This is a genomic window from Klebsiella africana (assembly GCF_020526085.1).
Lineage (GTDB): Bacteria > Pseudomonadota > Gammaproteobacteria > Enterobacterales > Enterobacteriaceae > Klebsiella > Klebsiella africana.
Window position 1 is genome coordinate 3,526,478 of sequence record NZ_CP084874.1, and the last position, 24,599, is coordinate 3,551,076.

General features: G+C 57.7%; 24 protein-coding genes. 15 read left to right on the forward strand and 9 right to left on the reverse strand.

From position 1 onward, the window contains the following. The first annotated feature begins 207 nt into the window (after positions 1-207). From rhtA to ybiO, 6 genes are all read left to right on the forward strand, one after another. The gene (rhtA, locus tag LGL98_RS17065; protein WP_136029562.1) at positions 208-1,095 is read left to right on the forward strand and encodes a threonine/homoserine exporter RhtA; all 888 of its coding nucleotides are present in this window, start codon (positions 208-210) and stop codon (positions 1,093-1,095) included. 237 nt (positions 1,096-1,332) lie between these two features. After that, positions 1,333-1,836 (forward strand): DNA starvation/stationary phase protection protein Dps, encoded by a 504-nt coding sequence (gene dps / locus LGL98_RS17070; RefSeq protein ID WP_002895841.1) that lies wholly within the window; start codon positions 1,333-1,335, stop codon positions 1,834-1,836. Positions 1,837-2,253: 417 nt separating this feature from the next. Continuing rightward, a complete protein-coding gene (gene glnH / locus LGL98_RS17075) occupies positions 2,254-3,000 on the forward strand; it encodes a glutamine ABC transporter substrate-binding protein GlnH (protein WP_004886198.1) in 747 nt (248 codons plus the stop codon). A gap of 125 nt (positions 3,001-3,125) precedes the next feature. Next, a complete protein-coding gene (gene glnP / locus LGL98_RS17080; RefSeq protein ID WP_002895837.1) occupies positions 3,126-3,785 on the forward strand; it encodes a glutamine ABC transporter permease GlnP in 660 nt (219 codons plus the stop codon). After that, the gene (gene glnQ, locus LGL98_RS17085; RefSeq protein ID WP_008805775.1) at positions 3,782-4,504 is read left to right on the forward strand and encodes a glutamine ABC transporter ATP-binding protein GlnQ; all 723 of its coding nucleotides are present in this window, start codon (positions 3,782-3,784) and stop codon (positions 4,502-4,504) included. Before glnP ends, glnQ begins: the two co-directional genes overlap by 4 nt. Before the next feature lie 111 nt (positions 4,505-4,615). Beyond that, a complete protein-coding gene (gene ybiO, locus LGL98_RS17090) occupies positions 4,616-6,811 on the forward strand; it encodes a mechanosensitive channel protein (protein WP_136029564.1) in 2,196 nt (731 codons plus the stop codon). Here ybiO and rlmF read toward each other — a convergent pair whose 3' ends face one another. Next, complete coding sequence (gene rlmF, locus LGL98_RS17095; protein WP_136029566.1) at positions 6,812-7,726, reverse strand: 23S rRNA (adenine(1618)-N(6))-methyltransferase RlmF; 915 nt, start codon at positions 7,724-7,726, stop codon at positions 6,812-6,814. A gap of 97 nt (positions 7,727-7,823) precedes the next feature. Here rlmF and LGL98_RS17100 point away from each other — a divergent pair, with 97 nt between their 5' ends. From LGL98_RS17100 to ybiJ, 4 genes are all read left to right on the forward strand, one after another. Beyond that, the gene (locus LGL98_RS17100) at positions 7,824-8,438 is read left to right on the forward strand and encodes a flavin reductase family protein (RefSeq protein WP_136029569.1); all 615 of its coding nucleotides are present in this window, start codon (positions 7,824-7,826) and stop codon (positions 8,436-8,438) included. Between the two features lie 139 nt (positions 8,439-8,577). Continuing rightward, entirely contained in the window at positions 8,578-8,838 is a 261-nt protein-coding gene (locus LGL98_RS17105; protein WP_136029571.1) for a YdgH/BhsA/McbA family protein, read from the forward strand. 20 nt (positions 8,839-8,858) lie between these two features. Continuing rightward, a complete protein-coding gene (locus tag LGL98_RS17110; protein ID WP_002895824.1) occupies positions 8,859-9,125 on the forward strand; it encodes a DksA/TraR family C4-type zinc finger protein in 267 nt (88 codons plus the stop codon). Positions 9,126-9,410: 285 nt separating this feature from the next. Further along, positions 9,411-9,671, forward strand: a complete 261-nt coding sequence (ybiJ, locus tag LGL98_RS17115; protein ID WP_004176772.1) for a DUF1471 family protein YbiJ — start codon at positions 9,411-9,413, stop codon at positions 9,669-9,671. Between the two features lie 109 nt (positions 9,672-9,780). On the opposite strand, the gene ybiB is transcribed toward ybiJ, so the two are convergent. From ybiB to LGL98_RS17155, 8 genes are all read right to left on the reverse strand, one after another. After that, positions 9,781-10,749, reverse strand: coding sequence for a DNA-binding protein YbiB (ybiB, locus tag LGL98_RS17120; protein WP_136029572.1), 969 nt, complete (start codon positions 10,747-10,749; stop codon positions 9,781-9,783). 29 nt (positions 10,750-10,778) lie between these two features. Continuing rightward, complete coding sequence (dinG, locus tag LGL98_RS17125) at positions 10,779-12,935, reverse strand: ATP-dependent DNA helicase DinG (RefSeq protein ID WP_008805767.1); 2,157 nt, start codon at positions 12,933-12,935, stop codon at positions 10,779-10,781. A gap of 187 nt (positions 12,936-13,122) precedes the next feature. After that, on the reverse strand, positions 13,123-14,478 hold the full coding sequence (gene rhlE, locus LGL98_RS17130; protein WP_136029574.1) for an ATP-dependent RNA helicase RhlE: 1,356 nt from the start codon (positions 14,476-14,478) through the stop codon (positions 13,123-13,125). A 215-nt stretch (positions 14,479-14,693) separates the two neighbouring features. Then, complete coding sequence (locus tag LGL98_RS17135; protein WP_136029576.1) at positions 14,694-15,686, reverse strand: transketolase family protein; 993 nt, start codon at positions 15,684-15,686, stop codon at positions 14,694-14,696. Next, on the reverse strand, positions 15,686-16,531 hold the full coding sequence (locus LGL98_RS17140; RefSeq protein ID WP_136029578.1) for a transketolase: 846 nt from the start codon (positions 16,529-16,531) through the stop codon (positions 15,686-15,688). The genes LGL98_RS17135 and LGL98_RS17140 overlap by 1 nt, the downstream gene beginning before the upstream one ends. Before the next feature lie 13 nt (positions 16,532-16,544). Then, positions 16,545-17,294 carry an SDR family NAD(P)-dependent oxidoreductase gene (locus LGL98_RS17145; RefSeq protein ID WP_136029580.1) on the reverse strand — a complete coding sequence of 250 codons (750 nt, stop codon included), beginning with the start codon at positions 17,292-17,294 and terminating at the stop codon, positions 16,545-16,547. A 50-nt stretch (positions 17,295-17,344) separates the two neighbouring features. After that, the gene (locus LGL98_RS17150; protein ID WP_136029582.1) at positions 17,345-18,676 is read right to left on the reverse strand and encodes an MFS transporter; all 1,332 of its coding nucleotides are present in this window, start codon (positions 18,674-18,676) and stop codon (positions 17,345-17,347) included. A 287-nt stretch (positions 18,677-18,963) separates the two neighbouring features. Further along, a complete protein-coding gene (locus tag LGL98_RS17155; protein ID WP_223369305.1) occupies positions 18,964-19,068 on the reverse strand; it encodes a hypothetical protein in 105 nt (34 codons plus the stop codon). A gap of 24 nt (positions 19,069-19,092) precedes the next feature. On the opposite strand from LGL98_RS17155, the gene LGL98_RS17160 reads away from it, so the two are divergent. From LGL98_RS17160 to LGL98_RS17180, 5 genes are all read left to right on the forward strand, one after another. Then, a complete protein-coding gene (locus LGL98_RS17160) occupies positions 19,093-20,016 on the forward strand; it encodes a LysR substrate-binding domain-containing protein (RefSeq protein WP_136029585.1) in 924 nt (307 codons plus the stop codon). Between the two features lie 73 nt (positions 20,017-20,089). After that, on the forward strand, positions 20,090-20,749 hold the full coding sequence (gene cecR / locus LGL98_RS17165) for a transcriptional regulator CecR (protein WP_376787358.1): 660 nt from the start codon (positions 20,090-20,092) through the stop codon (positions 20,747-20,749). Further along, the gene (hlyD, locus tag LGL98_RS17170) at positions 20,749-21,744 is read left to right on the forward strand and encodes a secretion protein HlyD (RefSeq protein WP_136029588.1); all 996 of its coding nucleotides are present in this window, start codon (positions 20,749-20,751) and stop codon (positions 21,742-21,744) included. The genes cecR and hlyD overlap by 1 nt, the downstream gene beginning before the upstream one ends. Then, positions 21,737-23,476: an ATP-binding cassette domain-containing protein gene (locus LGL98_RS17175; protein WP_136029590.1), complete on the forward strand. Its 1,740-nt coding sequence runs from the start codon at positions 21,737-21,739 to the stop codon at positions 23,474-23,476. Before hlyD ends, LGL98_RS17175 begins: the two co-directional genes overlap by 8 nt. Beyond that, complete coding sequence (locus LGL98_RS17180) at positions 23,466-24,599, forward strand: ABC transporter permease (RefSeq protein WP_136029592.1); 1,134 nt, start codon at positions 23,466-23,468, stop codon at positions 24,597-24,599. Before LGL98_RS17175 ends, LGL98_RS17180 begins: the two co-directional genes overlap by 11 nt.

The following is a 24,599-nucleotide window of genomic DNA, read 5'->3' on the forward strand; positions in this document are numbered from 1 at the left end:
AGTTTTTGTCGTTAACCTACATCTTAACGCTCATTAAGAAATTCGCAAGCATCCAGATTAATCCTAATCGACGAGCGCATTTCTCAGCCATATTCGCCATTGTACTGTTTTTAGCCCCGTTTTTTTCAACATTAGCTCAACCGCTACCCGCTAATTCCAGTACACTGGAACTTTTACGACTTTTGACAAAACCTGACAGGAGAAAGGATGCCCGGTCCATCCCGAAAAACTGCGGCATGGTTGCCGATAGTAGTGATTTTAGTCGCGATGACCTCAATTCAAAGCGGCGCCTCGCTCGCCAAATCGCTATTCCCGGTGGTCGGTGCCCCGGGCGTCACCGCCCTGCGCCTGGCGCTCGGGACGTTGATTCTGGTGGTGGTCTTCAAGCCATGGCGGCTACGTTTCTCGCCAGCGCAGCGCGTGCCGCTGCTGCTGTACGGTCTGGCGCTTGGGGCGATGAACTATCTGTTTTATTTATCCCTGCAGCGCATTCCGCTCGGCATCGCGGTAGCTCTGGAGTTTACCGGCCCGCTGGCGGTGGCGCTGTTCGGTTCACGCCGCCCGCTGGATTTCGTCTGGGTGGCGCTGGCTATCCTCGGATTGTGGTATCTCCTGCCGCTGGGACAGAACGTGGCGCAGGTGGATTTAACCGGCGCGCTGTTCGCCCTCGGCGCTGGGGCGTGCTGGGCGGTCTATATCCTGACCGGACAGCGTGCCGGTGAAGAGCATGGGCCCGCCACGGTGGCGATGGGGTCGCTTATCGCCTCGCTGGTGTTTGTGCCGTTAGGCATGGTGCAGGCCACCGATACGCTGTGGCAGTGGTCGCTGCTGCCGCTGGGTCTGGGGATCGCTATTCTCTCCACCGCGCTGCCCTACTCCCTGGAGATGATGGCCCTGACGCGCTTGCCGACGCGCACCTTCGGCACGCTAATGAGCCTTGAACCAGCGTTAGCTGCCCTCTCCGGTATGATCTTCCTCGGTGAAACCCTGAAGCTCTCCCAGACCCTGGCGCTCGGCGCGATTATCATCGCCTCAATGGGCGCCACGCTGACCATGCAGCGGCAGAGTAAAATTAAGCAAGTCGATATCAATTAACATTCTGTTACGGCGGCAGCCTGCAGCAGATGCGGGCCCGCCTTTATCATCTAACACACTGATATAACAATTATTTTTAAATAACCAACCACTTTGCACTATCGGAGTGATATAGCCTGCCGATGCCTCATACTTAAAATCCCTTGCTATACTTAGTCCCGAAGTTACTTGGGACAACGCTCCACATCATTCCGATTTGAAGTGTGACGAGCATCATTATCAAGAGGATATGAAACGATGAGTACCGCAAAACTGGTTAAATCAAAAGCGTCTAATCTGGTCTATACCCGCAACGATGTCGCCGACAGCGAAAAGAAAGCGACCATTGAGCTGTTGAATCGCCAGGTGATCCAGTTCATTGACCTGTCACTTATCACCAAGCAGGCACACTGGAATATGCGCGGTGCGAACTTTATCGCCGTGCACGAAATGCTGGATGGCTTCCGTACCGCGCTGACCGAGCACCTGGACACCATGGCCGAGCGCGCCGTGCAGCTGGGCGGTGTCGCACTGGGTACCACCCAGGTCATTAACAGCAAAACCCCGCTGCAGAGCTACCCGCTGGACATCCATCACGTTCAGGATCACCTGAAAGCCCTGGCTGACCGCTACGCGGTAGTGGCGAACGATGTACGTAAGGCGATCGACGAAGCGAAAGACGAAGACACTGCGGATATCTTCACCGCAGCTTCTCGCGACCTGGATAAATTCCTGTGGTTCATTGAAGCCAACATCGAGTAAGGCTTTGCCGCTGACCGCATCCCGGTCGGCGGCGTCTTCTGCTTCCCCTACCGCTCGTCCTGTCTCTATTCTTCTCAAGCCATTCATCAACAGCGGTTCGTGCACCTTTTTAGGGCAGCATATTGATGAAAATGCGCGCAAAAGTAAAACATTTGTAATAATCACCTCACACAATCGTTACATCAAGATTGTTTTCCCGTCAGGGTTTGCGCTAAAAATGGGCTCGTTATTCAGCTACCTGCTGATGCACCAAAATAACGCCCCTTTATGGTGCAGGCGCTGCATGAAATGATCGATATTGTGCAACCCCTACCGCTTCGTTTGTTGAAAAACAACAGGTTGTAAAAGTGGCACGATTTTTTCATAAGGCTAGTCGTTCTCGCAGGGGATCGTCCCGTGGATATAAAAGGAAATGCTATGAAGTCTGTATTTAAAGTTTCACTGGCTGCACTGACCCTGGCTTTTGCGGTTTCTTCCCATGCCGCCAATAAGACGCTGGTTGTCGCCACCGATACGGCGTTCGTCCCGTTCGAATTCAAGCAAGGCGATAAGTATGTGGGTTTCGACGTTGACCTGTGGGCAGCCATCGCCAAAGAGCTGAAGCTCGACTACACCCTGAAGCCGATGGACTTCAGCGGCATTATCCCGGCGCTGCAAACCAAAAATATCGATCTGGCGCTGGCGGGGATCACCATTACCGACGAGCGTAAAAAAGCGATCGACTTCTCCGACGGCTACTACAAAAGCGGCCTGCTGGTGATGGTCAACGCCAATAATAACGACATCAAAGATGTCAAAGATCTGAACGGTAAAGTGGTCGCGGTGAAGAGCGGTACCGGCTCCGTGGACTACGCGAAAGCCAATATCAAAACCAAAGATCTGCGTCAGTTCCCGAACATCGATAACGCTTACATGGAGCTGGGTACCGGCCGCGCTGATGCCGTGCTGCACGATACGCCGAATATTCTTTACTTCATTAAAACCGCGGGCAACGGCAAGTTCAAAGCGGTAGGGGAATCACTGGAAGCGCAAAACTACGGTATCGCCTTCCCGAAAGGCAGCGACGAGCTGCGTGAGAAAGTGAACGGTGCGCTGAAAACATTGCGCGAGAACGGTACTTACAACGAAATTTATAAAAAATGGTTCGGCACTGAACCAAAATAATAAGAATCCACTTCGCCGGACTTGCGTCCGGCGACACCACAACAGTCCTCCGGCACAGAATCGCTGGAAGACAGTATTTTGGCGGAGGCTTTCCTCTGCTCTCGACACGGTAACAGGAACGTATTATGCAGTTTGACTGGAGTGCCATCTGGCCTGCCATTCCGATTTTGCTGGAAGGCGCCAAAATGACGCTGTGGATTTCCGTCCTCGGCCTGGCCGGCGGTCTGATCATCGGTCTGGTGGCCGGTTTCGCCCGCTGCTTCGGCGGCTGGATCGCCAACCACATCGCGCTGGTGTTTATTGAAATCATTCGCGGCACCCCGATTGTGGTGCAGGTTATGTTCATCTACTTTGCGCTGCCGATGGCCTTTAGCGACCTGCGCATCGACCCCTTCTCCGCAGCGGTAGTGACCATCATGATAAACTCGGGCGCCTATATCGCGGAAATTACCCGCGGCGCGGTGCTCTCCATTCATAAAGGCTTCCGCGAAGCGGGTCTGGCGCTTGGTCTGTCGCGTCGGGAAACCATTCGCCACGTGATCCTGCCGCTGGCGCTGCGCCGTATGCTGCCGCCGCTGGGCAACCAGTGGATCATCAGCATCAAGGACACGTCACTGTTCATCGTCATCGGCGTCGCCGAACTGACCCGTCAGGGACAGGAGATCATCGCCGGCAACTTCCGCGCGCTGGAAATCTGGAGCGCCGTTGCCGTGATCTACCTGATTATCACCCTGGTCCTGAGCTTTATTCTGCGTCGTCTTGAAAGAAGGATGAAAATCCTGTGATTGAATTTAAAAACGTTTCCAAGCACTTTGGCCCGACCCAGGTGCTGCACGATATCTCCCTGAAGATTAATCAGGGTGAGGTGGTGGTCATTATCGGCCCTTCCGGATCCGGTAAATCAACGATGCTGCGCTGCATCAATAAACTGGAAGAGATCACCAGCGGCGATCTGATTGTCGATGGCCTGAAGGTCAACGACCCGAAGGTGGACGAACGTCTGATCCGTCAGGAAGCCGGGATGGTATTTCAGCAGTTTTATCTGTTCCCGCATCTCACGGCGCTGGAAAATGTGATGTTTGGCCCGCTGCGGGTCCGCGGCGCCAGCAAGCAGGCGGCAGAGAAGCAGGCGAAAGATCTGCTGGCGAAAGTCGGTCTGGCTGAGCGCGCGCATCACTATCCGTCTGAACTCTCCGGCGGCCAGCAGCAGCGTGTAGCCATCGCCCGCGCGCTGGCGGTGAAGCCAAAGATGATGCTGTTTGATGAGCCGACCTCCGCGCTCGACCCGGAACTGCGCCATGAAGTACTCAAGGTGATGCAGGATCTGGCGGAAGAAGGCATGACGATGGTGATTGTGACCCACGAAATCGGCTTTGCCGAAAAAGTGGCCTCACGACTGATCTTTATCGATAAAGGACGCATTGCTGAAGACGGCAATCCCCAGGAGCTGGTGAAAAACCCGCCCAGCCCGCGCCTGCGTGAATTTCTGCAGCACGTCGCCTGATCCACAACGGCTCTCTCCCCCGCGGAGAGAGCCGCTTTTCCGGAATCCTCTTCCCTCCCCTTCCGCCAGCGGCTTCTATACTTACCCGTTTACGTTGCAACGGAGGTGCCCATGCCGTGGATCCTGCTTTTGCTCGCTGCACTGTTTACTGCCCCGCTTTCCGCCGCCACCCTGCCCGGCGTGCCGACGGCAAACACTGATAAAAACAGCGCCAGCGAACCCGATGTGGAACAGAAAAGAGCGGCTTATGCCGCACTGGCTGACGTGCTGGCTAACGATAGCGCCCGTCAGGAGCTCATTGACCAGTTGCGGAAAGCGGCCGCCACGCCGCCGCCCGACAGCACCCCGACGCTGACGCCACCGGCGGTGAAAGAAGAGACCACGGTACTGGAGAACGTCACCCAGATCAGTCGGGAATATGGCGAACAGCTCTCATCACGCTTTTCCCAGCTGTGGCGCAATATCACCGGCTCACCGCATAAGCCATTTAATCCGCAAACCTTTACCAGCGCAGCCTGGCATTTTTTACTGCTGGCCGGGCTGGTGTTTGCCTTTTGGTGGCTGGTGCGCCTCGCGGCGCTGCCGCTGTATCGCAAAATGGGCGAATGGGGACGGCATAAAAATCGCGATCGTAGTAACTGGCTTCAGCTGCCTCTGACCATCGCCGGGGCGTTTATCATTGACCTGCTGCTGCTGGCGCTGACCTTGTTTGTCGGTCAGCTGTTAAGCGATCGCCTGAATGGTAATAACCCCACCATCGCCTTCCAGCAGAGTCTTTTCCTCAATGCCTTCGCGCTGATTGAGTTCTTTAAAGCCATTCTGCGACTCATTTTCTGCCCACGCATCCCGCCCCTGCGTCCCTTTAATCTCAGCGACGAGGCCGCGTCATACTGGAGTCTGCGCCTGAGCGCACTCAGCAGCCTGATCGGCTACGGCCTGATCGTCGCCGTACCGATTATTTCCAACCAGATGAATGTGCAGATTGGCGCCCTGGCTAACGTCGTGATTATGCTGTGCATCACGCTGTGGGCGCTGTATCTGATCTTTCATAACAAAGCGGTGATTACTCAGGGGCTGATCCATCTGGCCGACCACTCACTTGCCTTCTTTAGCCTGTTTATCCGCGCCTTCGCGCTGGTCTGGCACTGGCTGGCCTGCGCCTACTTTGTGGTGCTCTTTTTCTTTTCCCTGTTCGATCCGGGTAACAGTCTGAAGTTCATGATGGGCGCCACCCTGCAAAGCCTGGCGATTATCGGCGGCGCGGCGCTGGTGTCTGGCATCCTGTCGCGCTGGATAGCCAAAACCATCACCCTGTCGCCCGCGACCCAGCGCAACTATCCTGAACTACAAAAGCGGCTCAATGGCTGGATCTCCGCCTCGCTGAAGGCGGCGCGCATTCTCACCGTCTGCGTCGCCATCATGCTGCTGTTGAGCGCCTGGGGCCTGTTTGACTTCCGGGAATGGCTGCACAACGATGCCGGGCAAAAAACGGTGGATGTGCTGATCCGCATCGCCCTGATCCTCTTCTTCTCCGCCATCGGCTGGACGGTTCTGGCCAGCCTGATTGAAAACCGGCTGGCATCGGATATTCATGGCCGTCCGCTGCCCAGCGCGCGGGCCCGGACGCTGCTGACGCTGTTTCGCAACGCACTGGCGGTGGTGATCAGCACCATCACGGTAATGATCCTGCTCTCGGAAATTGGGGTAAACATTGCGCCGCTGCTGGCGGGCGCCGGGGCGTTAGGGCTGGCGATTTCGTTTGGCGCGCAAACCCTGGTCAAAGACATTATCACCGGCATATTTATCCAGTTTGAAAACGGGATGAACACCGGCGATCTGGTCACCATCGGCCCTTTGACCGGTACCGTGGAACGCATGTCGATTCGCTCCGTGGGGGTGCGCCAGGATACCGGCGCCTATCACATTATCCCCTGGTCCTCGATCACCACTTTTGCCAACTTCGTGCGCGGCATTGGCTCGGTGGTCGCCAACTATGATGTCGACCGTCATGAGGATCTGGATAAAGCTAGCCAGGCGCTGAAGGCGGCGGTGGACGATCTGCTGGCCCAGGAGGAGATCCGCGGGCTGATCATTGGTGAACCGTCGTTCGCCGGGCTGGTGGGGCTGAGTAATACCGCTTTCACGCTGCGCGTCAGCTTCACCACCCTGCCGCTGAAGCAGTGGACGGTGCGCTTTGCTCTCGACACCCAGGTGAAACAGCACTTCGACCGCGCCGGGGTTCGCGCGCCGGTACAGACCTGGCAGCAGCTGCCGATGCCGGGCGCCGACAGCCCGGCCGCAGAGTAGTTAGAGCGGACGACGGCGTTTGGCGTCGTCCATAAAGCTCCAGGCGATAAAGCGACTTTGCTTTTGCCCCTGGGCCATCTCTTTTTTCACTACTTTCACTGCCCCAACCTCGGTCAGCAGGCGGTAGAGCGGCGGCAGATTGTCGCCGCGCGATACCAGCGAGGTAAACCATTTCACCTGGCGGGCGAAGGCCTGACTTTCGCGGATCATCTGTGAGATAAAGGCCACTTCACCCCCTTCACACCACAGCTCCTGCTGCTGACCGCCAAAGTTAAGCCCGCTGTCGGCGCCGAGTCCGAGGTTGCGACGCTTGCGCTCCCCGCCCGCCCGCGCGCTCTCTGCGGAGTCATGGAACGGCGGATTACACAGCGTGGCGTCATAGGTCTCGTTTTTATGGATCACCCCATGGAAGATAGCCTGGCTTTCTTTTTGCCGACGCAGACGGATCTGCCGGGTCAAGCCGGGGTTGCCATTGACAATAGCCTGCGCGCTGGCGAAAGCCTGCGGACTGATTTCGCTGCCGGTGAAGCGCCAGCCATACTCGTGAACGCCGATCAAGGGATAGATGAGGTTGGCGCCGGTGCCAATATCAAGGATCGTGGCTTGCTTCGGCACCTCGCCGCTGTCTCCGGCCAGGAGATCCGCCAGATGATGAATATAATCGGCCCGCCCGGGCACCGGCGGACAGAGAAAGCCGTCAGGAATGTCCCAGTGTTTAACCGCGTAGAAATGCGCCAACAGCGCTTTATTCAACGCCTTGACCGCCTGCGGATTGGCAAAATCAATAGTCTGCTCACCCAGCGGATTGAGCGTAATGTATCCCTGCAGATCAGGATGTGCCTGGCACAGCGCGGGCAGGTCGTAGCGTTGATGGTGGCGGTTACGCGGGTGTAACCCCGGTTTCTGGGCTTTCATGGGCAATCTCCTTTGAACAGCCGCGTAAGATACCCGTTGACGGCGGCGCGGTAAATAAGGGAGTCTGGATATCTCTATTATCCGTGACAGGTGCAGCATGTACTTTTATCAACCTTCGCAGGGCCACGGCCTGCCGCATGACCCGCTGAACGCGATTATCGGACCTCGTCCGATCGGCTGGATCGCCTCACAGGACGCTGAGGGTCAGCGTAATCTGGCGCCATACAGCTTTTTTAACTGCTTTAACTATCGGCCGCCGATCATTGGTTTCGCCAGCAGCGGCTGGAAAGACAGCGTGCGAAATATCATCGAAACGAAAGAGTTCGTCTGGAACCTGGCGACGCGCCCGCTAGCCGCCGCGATGAACGAAACCTCCGCCTCGATCCCGCACGATGAGGATGAATTCGTGCGCGCCGGTCTCACCGCCGCCGCCAGCCGCCTGGTCAGCGCCCCTCGGGTCGCGGAGAGCCCGGTGAACTTTGAGTGCCGGCTGTCGCAGTGTATTCAGCTCACCACCGCCGAAGGCAACCCTGTCGATACGTGGCTGGTGCTCGGCGAAGTGGTCGCCGTGCATATTGATGAATCTCTGCTGGACAACGGTATCTATCAAACCGCCCGGGCCCAGCCTATCCTGCGCGCCGGTGGCCCGAGCGCCTATTACGGTATTGCTGACAGTCTGCGCTTTGACATGATCCGCCCTGACGCCCGCTAAATAATCTACCGGCCAGAGTAGCCCTCCCCTGCGCCGGTAGCATGCAAAACGCCTTGTTTTGCATTAAAAACTCCCTATCGTCCGGTCTGGAAAGGCCTACACTTAAGCTATGTCCCATGCTGTTTATGAGGATATGCTGATGAAAATCACCTCGCTGCTGTTCGCTGCGGCGCTCACCGCTCATGTCACCGCGGCCTCTCCCCTGCCATCGCCACCCGTACTGCCCTATGAGGGGCCGCTCCGCCCTGTCGGCACCGTCTCCGCCTCCGGCGCCAGCACCCTGGACGATCTGGCGGCTGCCCTCGCGGATAAGGCCCACCGTCAGGGGGCGATAGCCTGGCGGATCAATGCCGCCAGCAGCGGTAACCGGCTGTACGGTTCAGCTATAATTTATCAATAACCTTTTACAGGAGGCAGACGATGGCATCAGGTTGGGCAGGCGACGGCGCCGTTCAGGATCAGATCGACAGCACCATTGACGATGCGGTGGCTCGCGCCCGCCGCGAGCTTCCACGCGGCGAAAGCAACAAATTTTGTGATGAATGCGGAGAGCCGATTCCGGAGGCCCGTCGACAGGCCATCCCCGGGGTCAGATACTGCGTGAAGTGCCAGCAGGAGAAAGATTTACATAACAATACATTTTCAGGATATAATCGCCGTGGTTCCAAGGATAGCCAGTTACGCTGACTTTCCTTTACCGTTCATGACAGCCATTCGCATTATCTTTTCGCGCACATTTTTTGGCGGAAAAAGTCGCAATATGTGCCCTTAAGCGCGCCGGTGTTCCTCGCTTCGCCGTCAGACGAACAGAATGAGAAATAATTTATTAATAATCAGTAAATTATTAATCATTCAAAAAAATCGATGAAGACTGTTAATTTCATTCGATTTTATCTCCCGCAGAAAAGCGTGATACTTATCACATCGACGGAACATCGTCCCCTGAACAGAACAACCTGCGAGAGATTAACTATGAAAAACATCAAATATGCTGCCGCTGCCATCGCTCTGACTGCTCTTTCCTTCGGCGCCTTTGCCGCCGAACCGGTTACCCCCGCTCAGGCTGAAAGCATGAATAAAATTGGCGTGGTGTCTGCGCAAGGCGCAACCACTTTAGATGGTCTGGAAGCAAAACTGGCTGCTAAAGCCGAAGCCGCTGGCGCGACCGGCTACAGCATCACGTCCGCTAACACCAACAACAAACTGAGCGGTACTGCGGTTATCTATAAATAATCGCTGTATCCCTCTGTAAGCCACTGAATTAACCCTGAAAAGACCTTTAATACCCTTGCCTTGCCCGTCCGAGCCACCGGACGGGCTTTTTTTTATCCTGTAGATCCGATCACCAGCAGTCGTCGACGCGGCTTAGCCCTTGCGCCAGCGACGTCACTTCTCCGCTGGCCAGCAGACAGCAGGCAAGCTGGATCTTCAACGAGTTGGGCACCGGTTCTACGCCTGCGACGCAGCGCTCGATCCAGCGTGCGGTGACCTCGGGATCTTTCGAGGCCGGCAGAACCACCGCCTCCGCTACCGTCGCAGTCTGGCGTTCATACAACACCCGCACGCCCTGCTCATCGATCAGACTGATCTGCGGGCAGCGCTGCGGGTTGGCGTACACTTCGCCCTCGGTACCGTGCATCAACAGCGCGCGGCCACCGGTCTCACGAAAGAAGTTCGCCACCCGCGGCACATATTCCGGATGCGACACGCTGGAGAGACGCAACGCCTCCCCTTCGCCAAACGGCGTGGCCAGCTTGGCCAGGGTGTGGGCGCTGTTGCGCACGCCCATCCGCCAGCGCATCGCCAGCTGTTTCTCCAGCGGCGGACAGAAGGCGCCCACCGGGATATACACCGGCTCATGCCCCTCCAGCTGCGCCTGTGCCTGTCCGGCATGCCGGGTGGCCGGAATGTCCAGCAGTGTAAAAATGGTTTCGGTCAGCACCCGGGTGGGATCGTGACTGACGCCGTGAACCACCACCGGAAATCCCAGCTTGTGCAGGAGCATCGCCAGCAGCGGCGTGAGGTTCGCCTGCTTGCGCGCGCCGTTGTAGCTGGGGATAACGATCGGCATCGGCTTGCCGGCCGGCGGGGTCAGGCGCAGCGTATGCTGCTGCATCGCCGCGTAAAAACCTTTCATCTCCGCTTCGCCTTCGCCTTTAATGCGCAGGGCGATTAATATTCCCCCCAGCTCCAGCTCCGGCACCTCGCCGTTCAGCATCCGCGCGTAGAGCGCACGGGCGGTCTCTTCATCGAGATCGCGGGCATGATTCTTACCGCGACCCACCTCTTTTATAATTTTGCTGTACTCCATGGCTCCCCCTGGCGCATCACGCGCTGGCGTCAGCGACGTTTGCGGCCTGACTGTTTTGCTGTCTGTTTTGCTTTCCGTTTTACTATAACCTCCGGAACGCCCGGCTGCTCTATGGGAAAAACAGGTAACGCGTTCAGTAGACGCGCGCCATAGTTTTTGGTCAACAGACGCTTATCGTAAATCACCACCTCTCCCCAGCAGTGATGACTGCGGATCAGACGCCCCACCTGCTGAATAAGATTAAAGGAGGCGCTAGGCAAACTCTGTACCTCGAAGGGATAACGATTGAGGCTTTTCAGCCATTCGCCTTCGGTGATCACCACCGGGCTGTCGATGGGCGGAAAGGCGATTTTATGGATATGCACCTGGCTTAGCAGATCGCCCTTTAAATCGAGACCTTCGGCAAAGGACTGCAGACCCACCAGCACGCTGCGCTCGCCGCTTTCCACTCGTTTGCGATGCAGCTCCACCAGCCGGTAGCGCGGCTGGTCGCCCTGCACCAGCAGCATCAGGCGCAGATCGGTCACATGCTCGAGGAAGCGGTTCATCGCCCGCCCGCTGGCAAACAGCACCAGCATCCCGAGATGTTTTTTGCTTTCCACCTGCTGGCGAAAATAGGCCGCCATCTCGGCAATGTGCTGCTCTTCGTTATCCATCAGCGGTTCATAGCGCATTTGAGGAATAATAATTTTTCCTTGCTCAACATGGTTGAACGGCGAATCCAGCGCCACGAAGCGGTCCCCCGCTTTCTCCTTCAGACCGCTCATCTCCTGCAGGCGCGAGAAGCTGTTTAGCGAGCGTAGCGTCGCTGACGTCACCACGATGTGCGGCACGCTGCGCCACAGCAGCCGTTCAAGCTGATCGCTGACGCGGATGCCGACGCAGTGGAACCAGACGTGGATCTGGCCGTCGCGCACTACCCGCGTCGCCCATTTGGTTACCGGCGCGCCTGAGGACTGCGCCAGCGACGCCAGGCGCCACAGCTTGCTTTGGCTTTCAAACATGCCAAGGGCGCGGTTCATCTGCAGCAGCACCCGATGCAGACGCACCACGTCATGGCTGCCGGTCTTTTCACTGAGATCGTTCAGGAACAGCTCCGCCAGGCCGCGCAGCATCTCGGTGAGCTTCGCCAGCCGCTGGCAGATCTCCATCACCTCCTGCGGCAGCTCGCCCATCGGGAAACGATGCTCCGCTTCCTGACCGGCGGGCATGTAGAGATTGAGAATATTATTCAACGAGGCAATCAGCTCGAACAGCTCTTCGCAATGGCCGGTGAGCCGCTCCGGATTGGCCAGCGGCGGCGTGGTTTTCGGGCGGAACTGCTCCATGCAGGTGGCCACCAGCTTGCAGAACAGATCCAGCTGCAGGCGAAACCAGGGGGCGGTGATCTCGGCGCTCATCTCCAGCGCGTCGCGGGCGACGTCCGGCAGATGATGACCTTCATCGAGGACCAACAGCAGGTTTTTCGGCTCCGGTAGCACCGCCTCGCTCTCCATCGCCGCCATCACCAACGCATGGTTGGCCACCACCACTTCCGCCTCCTGAATTTCCCGCCGCGCCACAAAGAACGGGCACTCGCGATAGTAGTGGCAGTTACGGTTCAGGCAGCTGGCCTTGTCGGTGCTCAGCCGGCTCCACAGCGCATCGTCGATGGCTTTGTCGGTATGGTCGCGCAGGCCGTCCCAGCGGTAGCTGTCGAGATCCTGCTTCAGGGTCGCACACAGCTTCTGCTCCGCCTGATTATTCGGCGTGAGATCGTCATCGAGAAAGGCCAGCAGATCCTGCTGCGACGGCTCGGTGCTAGCCAGCGCCGTCAGGTTGCGCGGGCAGACGTAGCGCCCGCGGCCAAAGGCGGCGGTGAAGCGCAGGTCGGGAATGATTTTGCGCAGCAGCGGCAGGTCTTTACTGTAGATTTGATCCTGCAGGGCGACGTTGGCGGTGCTAACCACCAGCGTTTTTTGTTCCTCCCGGGCGATGGCTATACCCGGGATCAGGTATGACAGCGTTTTACCGACGCCGGTCGGTGCTTCGATAGCCAGATGCCTGCCCTCTTCCCCGGCGAGGGTTTTCGCCACATCGGCGATCATCTGCCGCTGCGGGGGGCGGGGAATAAAGTCCGGGATCTGTTCCTGAAGCGCCTTATACCAGGCGGCGATTTGCGCTTTCAGCGCAGCGGTCAAAGCCATGAGAAAACCTGAATACTGTATAAACAGCCACTATTGTGCCATTTTTGCCTGCCCGGAGGTATTGCTTTCTGCTGAGAGTGGAAGCGTGCTCGACAAATAGTGTAATGGAAAGAAAAAGGCCCGCCGCCGCGTAGCGGACAGACGGGCCTGAGCCGGGCCGCGTTATCGCGGCCGGGGCATCAGCATATTATTCGCCAGCCGGTTTACGCGGGCGACGGCGGCGCGGCGGTTTGCCGTCCTGAGTGCGCGCTTTCGGTGCCTCGCCGTCCTGACGACGCGGGGCGCTGCTCTGGCTGCGCGGCTGTCCGCTGCGTCCCTGACTCTGGCCGCCGCGTCCCTGACCCTGACCACGACCGCCGCCGCGCTGCTGGCGACCGTTCTGGATAGGTTCGGCTTTAATGGACGGATCCGGCTCATAGCCGGCAATTGCGATGCGTGGGATCTCTTTTTTCAGCAGGCGCTCGATATCGCGCAGCAGCTTATGCTCATCCACGCAGACCAGCGACAAGGCTTCGCCGGTGGCCGCCGCGCGACCGGTACGCCCAATGCGGTGGACATAATCTTCCGGCACGTTCGGCAGCTCGTAGTTCACCACGTGCGGCAGCTCTTCGATATCCAGACCGCGGGCGGCGATATCGGTCGCCACCAGCACGCGAATGCCGCCGGATTTAAAGTCGGCCAGGGCGCGAGTACGCGCTCCCTGGCTCTTGTTGCCATGGATTGCCGCGCTGCGGATGCCGTCTTTGTTCAGCTGTTCCGCGAGGTGGTTGGCGCCATGCTTGGTACGGGTAAACACCAGCACCTGCTGCCAGTTGCCTTCGCCGATAAGCTGCGACAGCAGTTCGCGCTTGCGGTTCTTATCAACGAAATGGACGTGCTGGGTGATCTGCTCGGAGGCGGTGTTACGACGTGCCACTTCCACTTCCAGCGGGTTGTGCAGCAGTTTCTCGGCCAGACCCTTGATCTCGTCGGAGAAGGTCGCCGAGAACAGCAGGTTCTGTCGACGCGCCGGCAGTTTGGCCAGTACGCGACGGATGTCATGGATAAAGCCCATATCCAGCATGCGGTCCGCTTCGTCCAGCACGAGGATTTCAACTTTATCAAGACTGACGGCATTCTGATGTTCGAGGTCCAGCAGACGACCCGGGGTGGCGACGAGGATGTCGACACCGCCGCGCAGTTTCATCATCTGCGGGTTGATGCTCACGCCGCCGAAGACCACCAGCGAGCGAATATTCAGGTATTTACTGTAATCGCGGACGTTCTCGCCCACCTGCGCCGCCAGCTCACGGGTCGGGGTCAGGATCAGCGCGCGTACCGGACGACGCCCCTTTGCATGCGGCTCATTCTGGATCAGGCGCTGCAGCAGCGGCAGGGTAAAGCCCGCCGTTTTTCCGGTGCCGGTCTGGGCGCTGGCCATCAGATCGCGGCCCTGCAGTACCGCCGGGATCGCCTGCTGCTGGATAGGGGTCGGCTCAACGTAGCCCTGCTCAGCGACAGCGCGCAGGATATCGGGATTCAGGCCAAGGGAATCAAAAGACATAACAACTCCGAACCGCCCCGGCCCGGTGAAGGGCGTAGTTTTCAGGGAGATTATTGCGATAAGAGATGGCAAAAACCACAATGCCATGAAGGGGCGCAGTCTAGCAGATTTTGTGACAGGCCGCATAAAATCTGCAAAAGAATGCCGCGCCTGGCAGGCGGGCATGAGAAGGCCGCTGAGCGCGCTCAGCGGCCAGGTGGGTCATTGCAGCGCGGTTAACGCAGACGATACTTAATTTTTTCAACAATCTTCGCGGTGGAGATGCCGTAGCGATCGTGAAGGGTCGGCAGCGCGCCGGCTAACAGGAACGCGTCGGGCAGCCCCACGCTATCCAGCTCACAGCGCACACCCTTACGCATCAACAGCGCGGCCACCGCCTCCCCTAACCCGCCGACCGCGGTGTGATTCTCGGCGGTCACCACCAGACGGCCCGGCTTCGACGCCTGTTCAATAATCGCTTTCTCATCCAGCGGTTTGATGGTCGGCACGTGCAGGACCGCCACGCTAATGTTATCGGCCCGCAGCTTTTCAACCGCCTCCAGCGCGCGCATGGTCATCAGCCCGGAGGAGATAATCAGCACATCGTTGCCCTCCTCCAGCAGCTTAGCCTTACCCAGTTCGAACTGATAGCCATATTTATCCAGCACCAGCGGCACCTTACCGCGCAGCAGACGCATATACACCGGCCCCTGGTGATCGGCAATGGCCGGTACCGCCTGCTCTATCTCCAGCGCATCGCAAGGATCGACGATAACCATGCCAGGGATACCGCGCATAATCGCCAGATCTTCAGTGGCCTGATGGCTCGGCCCGTAGCCGGTCGTCAGTCCCGGCAGCGCCGCGCAGATCTTCACGTTCAGATGCTCTTCGGCAATGACCTGGTGAATAAAATCATAGGCGCGACGGGTTGCAAAGGCGGCATAGGTGGTGGCGAATGGAATAAATCCCTCCTTCGCCATCCCCCCTGCCGCCGCCATCAGCAGCTGCTCGGCCATTCCCATCTGGAAGAAACGATCCGGAAAGGCCTGGGCGAAAATATGCAGGTCGGTATATTTTGACAGGTCCGCAGTCATGCCGACGATTTCCGGGCGCTGCGCCGCCAGTTTTGACAGCGCGACGCCGAAGGGCGCAGGGGCGGTCGCCTGGCCTTCATCAGCAATCGAGGCGATCATCGCCGACGTTTTTAAACGGGGTTGACTCTGGCTCATTACAGCACTCCTTCCGGTTTGTTAGCGTCCAGCATCGCGATCGCTTTTTGCCATTCGTCGGCATCGACGCGAATAAAATGGTTCTTATCGCGGGTTTCGAGGAACGGCACCCCTTTGCCCATCAGCGTGTCGCATAAAATGACCCGCGGCTGGTTGCCGGAATAACTTTTCGCGTTGTCAAAGGCGGCCATTACCGCCGCCAGATCGTTACCGTCCACGCGCTGTACGTACCAGCCGAAGGCGGCCCATTTATCCTGCAGCGGCTCAAAGCCGAGGATTTTGCGTGAATCGCCGTCAGCCTGCTGTTTGTTGACGTCGACAAGGTTAATCAGGTTGCTCAGGCCATAGTGAGCCGCCGACATCGCCGCCTCCCAGGTCGACCCTTCGTCCAGCTCCCCATCGGACATGGAGTTGTAGACCCAGGCCGTGCTCTGTTTCTGCCGCAGCCCGAGCGCCATGCCGACGGCAATGGATAGCCCCTGCCCCAGCGAACCGCCGGACATCTCCATCCCCGGGGTGTAGGTCGCCATACCGGACATCGGCAGGCGGCTATCGTCGGAGCCGTAGGTTTCCAGCTCGGCTTCCGGGATAATGCCCGCCTCCAGCAGTGCGGCATAATAAGCGATAGCGTAATGGCCGTGAGAGAGCAGAAAGCGATCGCGCCCCTCCCACTCGGGATCTTCCGGGCGATAGGTCATGGCGTGGCTGAAAGCGGTCGCCAGTACATCGGCATAGCCCAGCGCCTGGCCGATATAGCCCTGCCCCTGAACTTCCCCCATTTGCAAGGCGTAGCGACGAATACGCCACGCCGCCGCGGCGACTTTTTGTGATTCGGTGATCTTCATCTGTTTGCCTCGCTTAGTGGATTAACATGCCGCCGTTAACGTCCAGAGTGATGCCGGTGGAGTAGGAGGAAAGGTCGCTGCCGAGGAACAGCGCAGCGCGCGCAATATCTACCGCGTCGCCGAGGCGGTTCATTGGAATGCCGGCAAGAATGTTGGCCGTCATGGCGTCGGTCAGCTTGCCGGCGGTAATGTCGGTCTGAATCAGCCCCGGGGTGATACAGTTAACGCGGACGTTATCTGGGCCAAGCTCGCGCGCCATCGCCCGCGCCAGCCCCAGCACTCCGGCTTTTGCCGCGCTGTAGTGCGGGCCGCCAAAGATACCGCCGCCGCGCTGGGCGGAAACGGACGAGATGCAGACGATGCTGCCGGATTTTTGCGCCCGCATGGTGGGAATTACCGCCTGCGACATCAGCAGCGTGCCGCGCAGGCTGACATCAAGCACCGCGTCATAATTGGCGCGCTTGATATCCATCAGCTTCAGCGGTTGGGTAATCCCGGCGTTATTGACCAGCACATCAACCCGGCCATATTTCGCCAGAATTTGTTCGATGGCCGCCTGCACCTGCACTTCATCAGCGACGTTCGCCGCCAGGCCCAGATGGCCTTCGCCTAATGCCGCTGCGGCGGTTTTACTGGCTTCGCCATTGAGGTCGATAATGACCACTTTCGCGCCATTTTCGGCGAATAATTTCGCAGTCGCGAAGCCTAAACCGCGTGCGGAGGCCGCGCCAGTAATAATGGCGACTTTATCTTTTAATAACATAGTTTCACTCCATGACATTACGTCATATTAATTAACAGGATATATTTCCGTTATTGTGGTTCATCGAGGAAAAGAATCACCACCAAACCAATGGCGGCACAGATACCAAAATAGGTAAATACAGAATTAAAACTCCCGGTTTTATCAAGCAAGAAACCAGCCGCCATCGGCGCTACAAATCCACCGAGGTTGCCGCCGCTATTAATAATGGAAGAGGCGATTGGATAGGTTTTGCTATCCGAAACGGCCATACCGTACGCGGTAAAGGCTGGCCAGCCGATATTTAAACAAAAGCCGACAAAGAATAATCCAATACAAACTGCCAGGGTGCTGGCCGGGATATTCAGCATAATTAGCATCATGACCACCGTTGACACCGCAGTGAACATCATGGTGGGTTTACGCCGGCGGCCTAATAGTTTATCCGAAATCCATCCGCCGCCGATCGCGCCAATAAAGCCGCCGATGCACGGCATACTGGCCACGAAGCCCATACTCATCACATCGAAACCACGCTCTTTCACTAAATACAGCGGGATCCAGGTTAATAAGCCGTACAGCACGCTAACCATCATAAAATACGCCAGGCAGTCACCGAGGATGTTTTTTGAGGTAAATAAGCCTTTCGCCGTATCAATTGGCGCCATCTTTTTCACCCGAATAATTTTATCCAGCCAGGTGAAGCGATCGGCAATTAAGATATTTTCGCGTACGCTATTATTATGACTTTCACGCCCGGCATTAATCTCTGCCAGTTCGCTTTGGGAAACAAATCCGCTCTCAGAAGGTTTAGATTTGACCAGCAAATACCATGCGATAGCCGCCACAATCCCGGGTATCGCAAAAGAGAAAAAGACCCACCGCCACCCCCAGGTCACCGCAATCCACACCGCCAGCGGCGGCACAATAATCGGCGCAAACATGGTCGCCGCGATGTAAACGCCGGTTGCCGTGGCTTTCTCTTTTGGTGGAAACCAGTTATTTATCGTCGAGGCCAGCCCCACCGGGCAAGGTCCTTCGCTCAGCCCCAGTCCCAGCCGCACCAGCTTCAGGCCAAACACGGAGCTCACCGTACCCATCAGCCAGGTAAAAGCGGAGAAGCCGAAAATGGAGAGCGATACCAGCCCCCGGGTACCGCGTTTGGCGATGAAAAAGCCGGCCGGAATCTGGCTTATCGCATAGCCGAGGAAAAACATACTGGCGATGGCCCCGGCTTCAAAGTTATTGATATGAAACTCATCAATGATGAAAGGCAGTACCGCGCCAATATTCGTTCGGTCGGCGTAATTGATGGCATACACCAGAAAAATCATCGTCAAAACCACGAAACGATATTTCGTTTTCCTGGCGTCAGTACAGACCAGCGTATCTATACGTGACATAGGGTTTCCTCGTTTTATACCTCATCTACTTCGCTGTAAGCTGCCGCTTCGGATCACCGCGTTTTACTATCCATACAGGAGCAAGAGATAAATACTTTTCGCCAGCGAAACAGGTGGTTAGGTGTTTTATAATTGCAATGCAAGCACATCGCAGTTTGTTATCAGGCCTGTGAGAGGAATATAACAACCCCAAAATGAAACGGTATTCAAAAAACCTCAATTATGATTGAGAAAAATTGAGTTAGTGACTTCCCGCAAATTTTTAGCGTTTACTGACTCGCGCACCTTTAACAAGATAAATTGTTAAGCCCATCACAAATTAACGTTGTTTTTTCGCTTTTCCCTATGCTGTACATCCCAGCTGCGCCACGCTGTTGGCTATTTTCTTTTATTCACGCCCCGCGCAGGATGCTGCCATGAGCCAACCGCTGCCCAATAAAAATTTGCCGATGCCCTCTTTACGCAATATCCAGGCGTTTATTGAAGTGGCCGCTACCGGCAGCCTTAACCTGGCCGCAGAGAATCTCAATATTACCGCCTCGGCGGTCAGCCATCAGATAGCCAGCCTGGAGCACTTTCTGGGGAAAAAACTGTTCTCCCGCAGCAGCAAAGGCGTCACGTTAACGGCGGTGGGAGAAAAATATCTCAAAGAGGTCTCCGGGGCGCTGAATATGATTGGCCAGGCCACCAGCCAGGTGATCAACGATATCCATCAGGATTATTTACGTATCCACTCGGCGCCGAGCTTCGGCCTGCTATGGCTGATGCCTCGTCTGGATAAATTCCGCCAGGCGTGGCCGGCGTTAAAAATCAGCCTGACCTGTTCCTACGAAAGCATCCAGTTTTCGCGAGATAATATTGATATCGATATTCGCCACGGGCTGTCACAGTGGCCGACGCTGCTGGTCAGAACCATTAAAAATGAGCGCGTCCTGCCCTACAGCGCAGCGTCTTATTTAGCCAGCCATCCTGTGCAGGCTGTGGAAGATCTGCTGGCCTGCGATCTGATCCACTCCGACAGCACCTTGATTAACTGGAGCAACTGGCTGTCGTGGCACAAGGTCCGCGGCTGGCATAAAAACTTCATTTTTAATTTCGACCGGTCATATATGAGCATCGAGGCGGCCAGAATCGGGATGGGCGTGATCCTTGAGAGCAATCTGCTGGCCGGCGGCCATGTGCGCCAGGGGCAGCTGACGCCGGTATTTGCCGACGAGCGGAGCATGCCGGTCGGCGCGCACCACTTCGTTCTCCCTCATGCCAATGAACAGAAGGAGAAGGTTCAGCGCTTTTTCACCTGGGTCGCCGGGGAGCTACAGGAAGACGGCTTTCATATTTAGTCCTGGCGGGTGGACAAACCGCCAGCCTGCGCCTAAAGTTAATCAATCGATTGATTAATTTTTGCGGAACGCGATGACCACTAAAGGCGAACAGGCGAAAAGTCAGCTTATCGCGGCCGCTATCGCCCAGTTTGGCGAGTACGGCCAGCATGCCACCACCCGCGATATCGCCGCCCAGGCCGGGCAGAATATCGCCGCAATCACCTATTATTTTGGCTCGAAAGACGATCTGTATCTTGCCTGCGCCCAGTGGATCGCCGATTTTATCGGCGACAATTTTCGTCCGCACGCCGAAGCGGCGGAGCATCTGCTTGCCGGGGCAGCGCCGGATCGCCAGGCGATCCGCGACCTCATCCTTAGCGCCTGCCACAACATGATCCTGCTGCTCACCCAGGACGATACGGTTAACTTAAGCAAATTCATTTCCCGCGAACAGCTGGCGCCGACTGCCGCCTACCATCTAATCCACCAGCAGGTGATTGCCCCCCTGCACCACTATCTCACCCGGCTGATTGCCGCCTGGACCGGCCGCGAAGCCAGTGATACGCAAATGATCCTCCATACCCACGCCCTGCTGGGCGAGGTGCTCGCTTTCCGTCTCGGGCGTGAAACTATCCTGCTGCGCACCGGCTGGACGCAGTTTGACGCGCAAAAAACGGAACAGATTTTCGCAGTCATTACCTGTCATATCGATTTCATCCTGCATGGGTTATCGCAAAGGAGTTTGGGCTGATGAAAAAACCCGTCGTCGTCATTCTGCTGATCGTGATTCTTCTCGCCGCGCTGGGCGGCGGCTGGTGGTGGTACCAGAACAGCCGGCAGCAGCCGCTGACCCTGTATGGCAATGTCGATATCCGCACCGTCAACATGAGCTTCCGCGTTGGCGGTAGGCTGGCCTCGCTGACCGTCGACGAAGGCGACAGCATCCGCGCCGGGCAAACTCTCGGCGAGCTTGACCGCGCGCCGTATGAAAATGCCCTGCTGCAGGCCCAGGCCAATGTCTCCACCGCCCAGGCGCAGTATGACCTGATGATGGCCGGCTACCGCGCGGAAGAGATTGCCCAGGCCGCGGCGGCGGTGAAACAGGCGCAGGCCGCTTACGACTATGCGCAAAACTTTTATCAGCGCCAGCTCGGGCTGCGCGCCAGCAGCGCCATTTCCGCCAACGATCTGGAGAATGCCCGCTCCTCGCGCGATCAGGCGCAGGCAACGCTCAAATCGGCGCAGGATAAGCTGCGTCAGTATCGCGCCGGTAACCGCCCGCAGGAGATTGCCCAGGCCAAAGCCAGTCTGGAACAGGCGCAAGCCGCGCTGGCCCAGGCCAAACTGGACCTGCACGATACCGTGCTCACCGCCCCTTCTGACGGTACGCTAATGACCCGCGCCGTTGAGCCCGGCACCATGCTGAGCGCTGGCGGCACCGTACTGACGCTGTCGTTAACCCATCCGGTGTGGGTTCGCGCCTACGTTGACGAGAAAAACCTCGGCCAGGCGCAGCCGGGACAAGAAGTGCTGCTCTATACCGACAGCCGGCCGGATAAGCCCTATCACGGCAAAATCGGCTTTGTCTCGCCGAGCGCCGAATTCACGCCGAAGACCGTCGAGACTCCCGATCTGCGCACCGATCTGGTCTACCGTCTGCGCATTGTGGTGACCGATGCCGACGGCGCGCTGCGCCAGGGAATGCCGGTGACCGTCTCCTTTAACAACGGGAACGGACATGAGTGAGGCCGTCATCGCCTTAAACGGCCTGAGCCGCCGTTTTCCCGGTATGGACAGACCGGCGGTGGCGCCGCTCACCTGCACGATCCGCGCCGGCTACGTCACCGGTCTGGTGGGCCCCGACGGCGCGGGGAAAACCACCCTGATGCGAATGCTGGCCGGGTTGCTCAAGCCCGATGAGGGCAGCGCCAGCGTGATCGGCTTCGACCCGCTAAAAGACGACAGCGCCCTGCACGCAGTGCTCGGCTATATGCCGCAGAAATTCGGCCTGTATGAAGATCTGACGGTAATGGAAAACCTGACCCTTTACGCCGACCTGCGCAGCGTCACCGGCGAGGCGCGGAAGAAAATTTTCGACCGCCTGCTGGAGTTTACCTCCCTTGGTCCATTCACCGACCGGCTGGCAGGCAAGCTTTCCGGCGGCATGAAGCAAAAGCTGGGGCTCGCCTGTACCCTGGTGGGCGACCCGAAAGTACTGCTGCTCGATGAGCCCGGCGTCGGCGTCGACCCTATCTCGCGCCGCGAGCTGTGGCAGATGGTGCACGAGCTGGCCGGCGACGGCATGCTGATCCTGTGGAGTACCTCCTATCTCGATGAAGCGGAACAATGCCGCGACGTGTTGCTGATGAACGAAGGCAAACTACTCTACCAGGGAGAGCCGACGGCGCTGACGCAAACCATGGCCGGGCGCAGCTTTCTGGTTTCCAGCCCGCAGGAAAACAATCGCCGTCTGCTGCAGCGGGCGCTAAAGCTGCCGCAGGTTAGCGACGGGGTGATCCAGGGCAAATCGGTACGCCTGATCCTGAAAAAGGACGCCCGCATTGAGGAAGTCCAGCAGCATGGCGACATGCCGCCGCTGCAGGTGGCCGACACCGCGCCGCGCTTTGAAGATGCGTTTATCGATCTGCTCGGCGGCGCCGGGACCGCCGAATCGCCGTTGGGAGCGATAATCCATCGCGTTGACGGCAGCAAAGACGAAACGGTCATTGAAGCCCAGTCGTTAACGAAAAAGTTTGGCGATTTCGCCGCTACCGACCACGTCGATTTCCAGGTTAAGCGCGGCGAGATCTTCGGCCTGCTCGGCCCCAACGGCGCCGGGAAATCCACCACTTTCAAAATGATGTGCGGCCTGCTGGTGCCCACCTCCGGCAAAGCGCTGGTGCTGGGGATGGATCTCAAGGTCAGCTCTGGCAAGGCACGCCAGCATCTGGGCTATATGGCGCAAAAATTTTCGCTGTACGGCAACCTCAGCGTCGAGCAGAACCTGCGCTTTTTCTCCGGCGTCTATGGCCTGCGGGGCCGGGCGCAAAATGAAAAAATCGCCCGGATGAGCGATGCCTTTGGCCTGAAAAGTATCGCCCGTCACGCCGCCGACGAACTGCCGCTCGGCTACAAGCAGCGGCTGGCGCTGGCCTGCTCGCTGATGCATGAACCCGATATTCTGTTTCTCGATGAACCAACCTCCGGCGTCGACCCCCTCACCCGCCGCGAGTTCTGGCTACATATCAACAGCATGGTCGATAAAGGCGTGACGGTGATGGTGACCACCCACTTTATGGATGAAGCGGAATACTGCGACCGCATCGGGCTGGTTTACCACGGTAAGCTTATCGCCAGCGGCACCCCGGACGCGCTGAAGGCGCAGGCGGCGGATGACAGCCAGACGGACCCGACCATGGAGCAGGCGTTCATTACCCTGATTAACCGCTGGGATAAGGAGAATAGCCATGAGCAATAGCATTCTCTCCTGGCGGCGGGTCCGCGCCCTGTGCGTCAAAGAGACCCGGCAGATTGTGCGCGATCCCAGCAGCTGGCTGATTGCGGTGGTGATCCCCCTGCTGCTGCTGTTTATCTTCGGCTACGGTATTAACCTCGACTCCAGCAGACTGCGGGTCGGCGTATTGCTGGAGCAGCAGAGCGAAGAGGCGCTGGATTTCGTCCATACCATGACCGGCTCGCCCTATATCGACGCCACCGTCAGCGACAACCGCAGGCAGCTGATTGAGATGATGCAGGCCGGGCGCATCCGCGCCATGGTGGTCATTCCGGTGGACTTCGACCGCCAGATGGCTCGCCCCGGCGCCGACGCACCGCTGCAGCTCATCACCGACGGCAGCGAGCCCAATACCGCCAACTTCGCTCAGGGCTATGTGGAAGGTATCTGGCAAATCTGGCAGCAGCAGCGGGCGGAAGACCGCGGCGAAACCTTTGAACCGCTGATCGACGTGCAGATGCGCTACTGGTTTAACCCGGCGGCCATCAGCCAGTACTTTATTATCCCCGGCGCGGTGACCATAATTATGACCGTGGTCGGCGCCATACTAACCTCGCTGGTGGTGGCCCGCGAGTGGGAACGCGGCACTATGGAAGCGCTGTTGTCGACGGAGATCACCCGCGCCGAACTGCTGCTGTGCAAGCTCATTCCCTACTATTTCCTCGGCATGCTGGCGATGTTGCTGTGTATGCTGGTGTCGGTATTTATTCTCGGCGTGCCCTACCGTGGTTCGCTGCCGATCCTGTTTGTTATCACCAGCCTGTTTTTGCTCAGCACCCTGGGGATGGGGCTGCTTATCTCAACCATCACCCGCAATCAGTTTAACGCCGCCCAGGTGGCGCTGAATGCCGCCTTTTTACCGTCGATTATGCTGTCCGGGTTCATTTTCCAGATAGACAGTATGCCAGCGGTGATCCGCGCGGTGACCTACGTGATCCCGGCGCGCTATTTCGTTAGTACTCTGCAAAGCCTGTTTCTGGCGGGCAATATTCCGGTGGTGCTGCTGGTCAACGTGCTGTTTTTGATTGCGTCGGCGGTGATGTTTATCGGCCTGACGTGGCTGAAAACCAAACGGCGTCTGGATTAA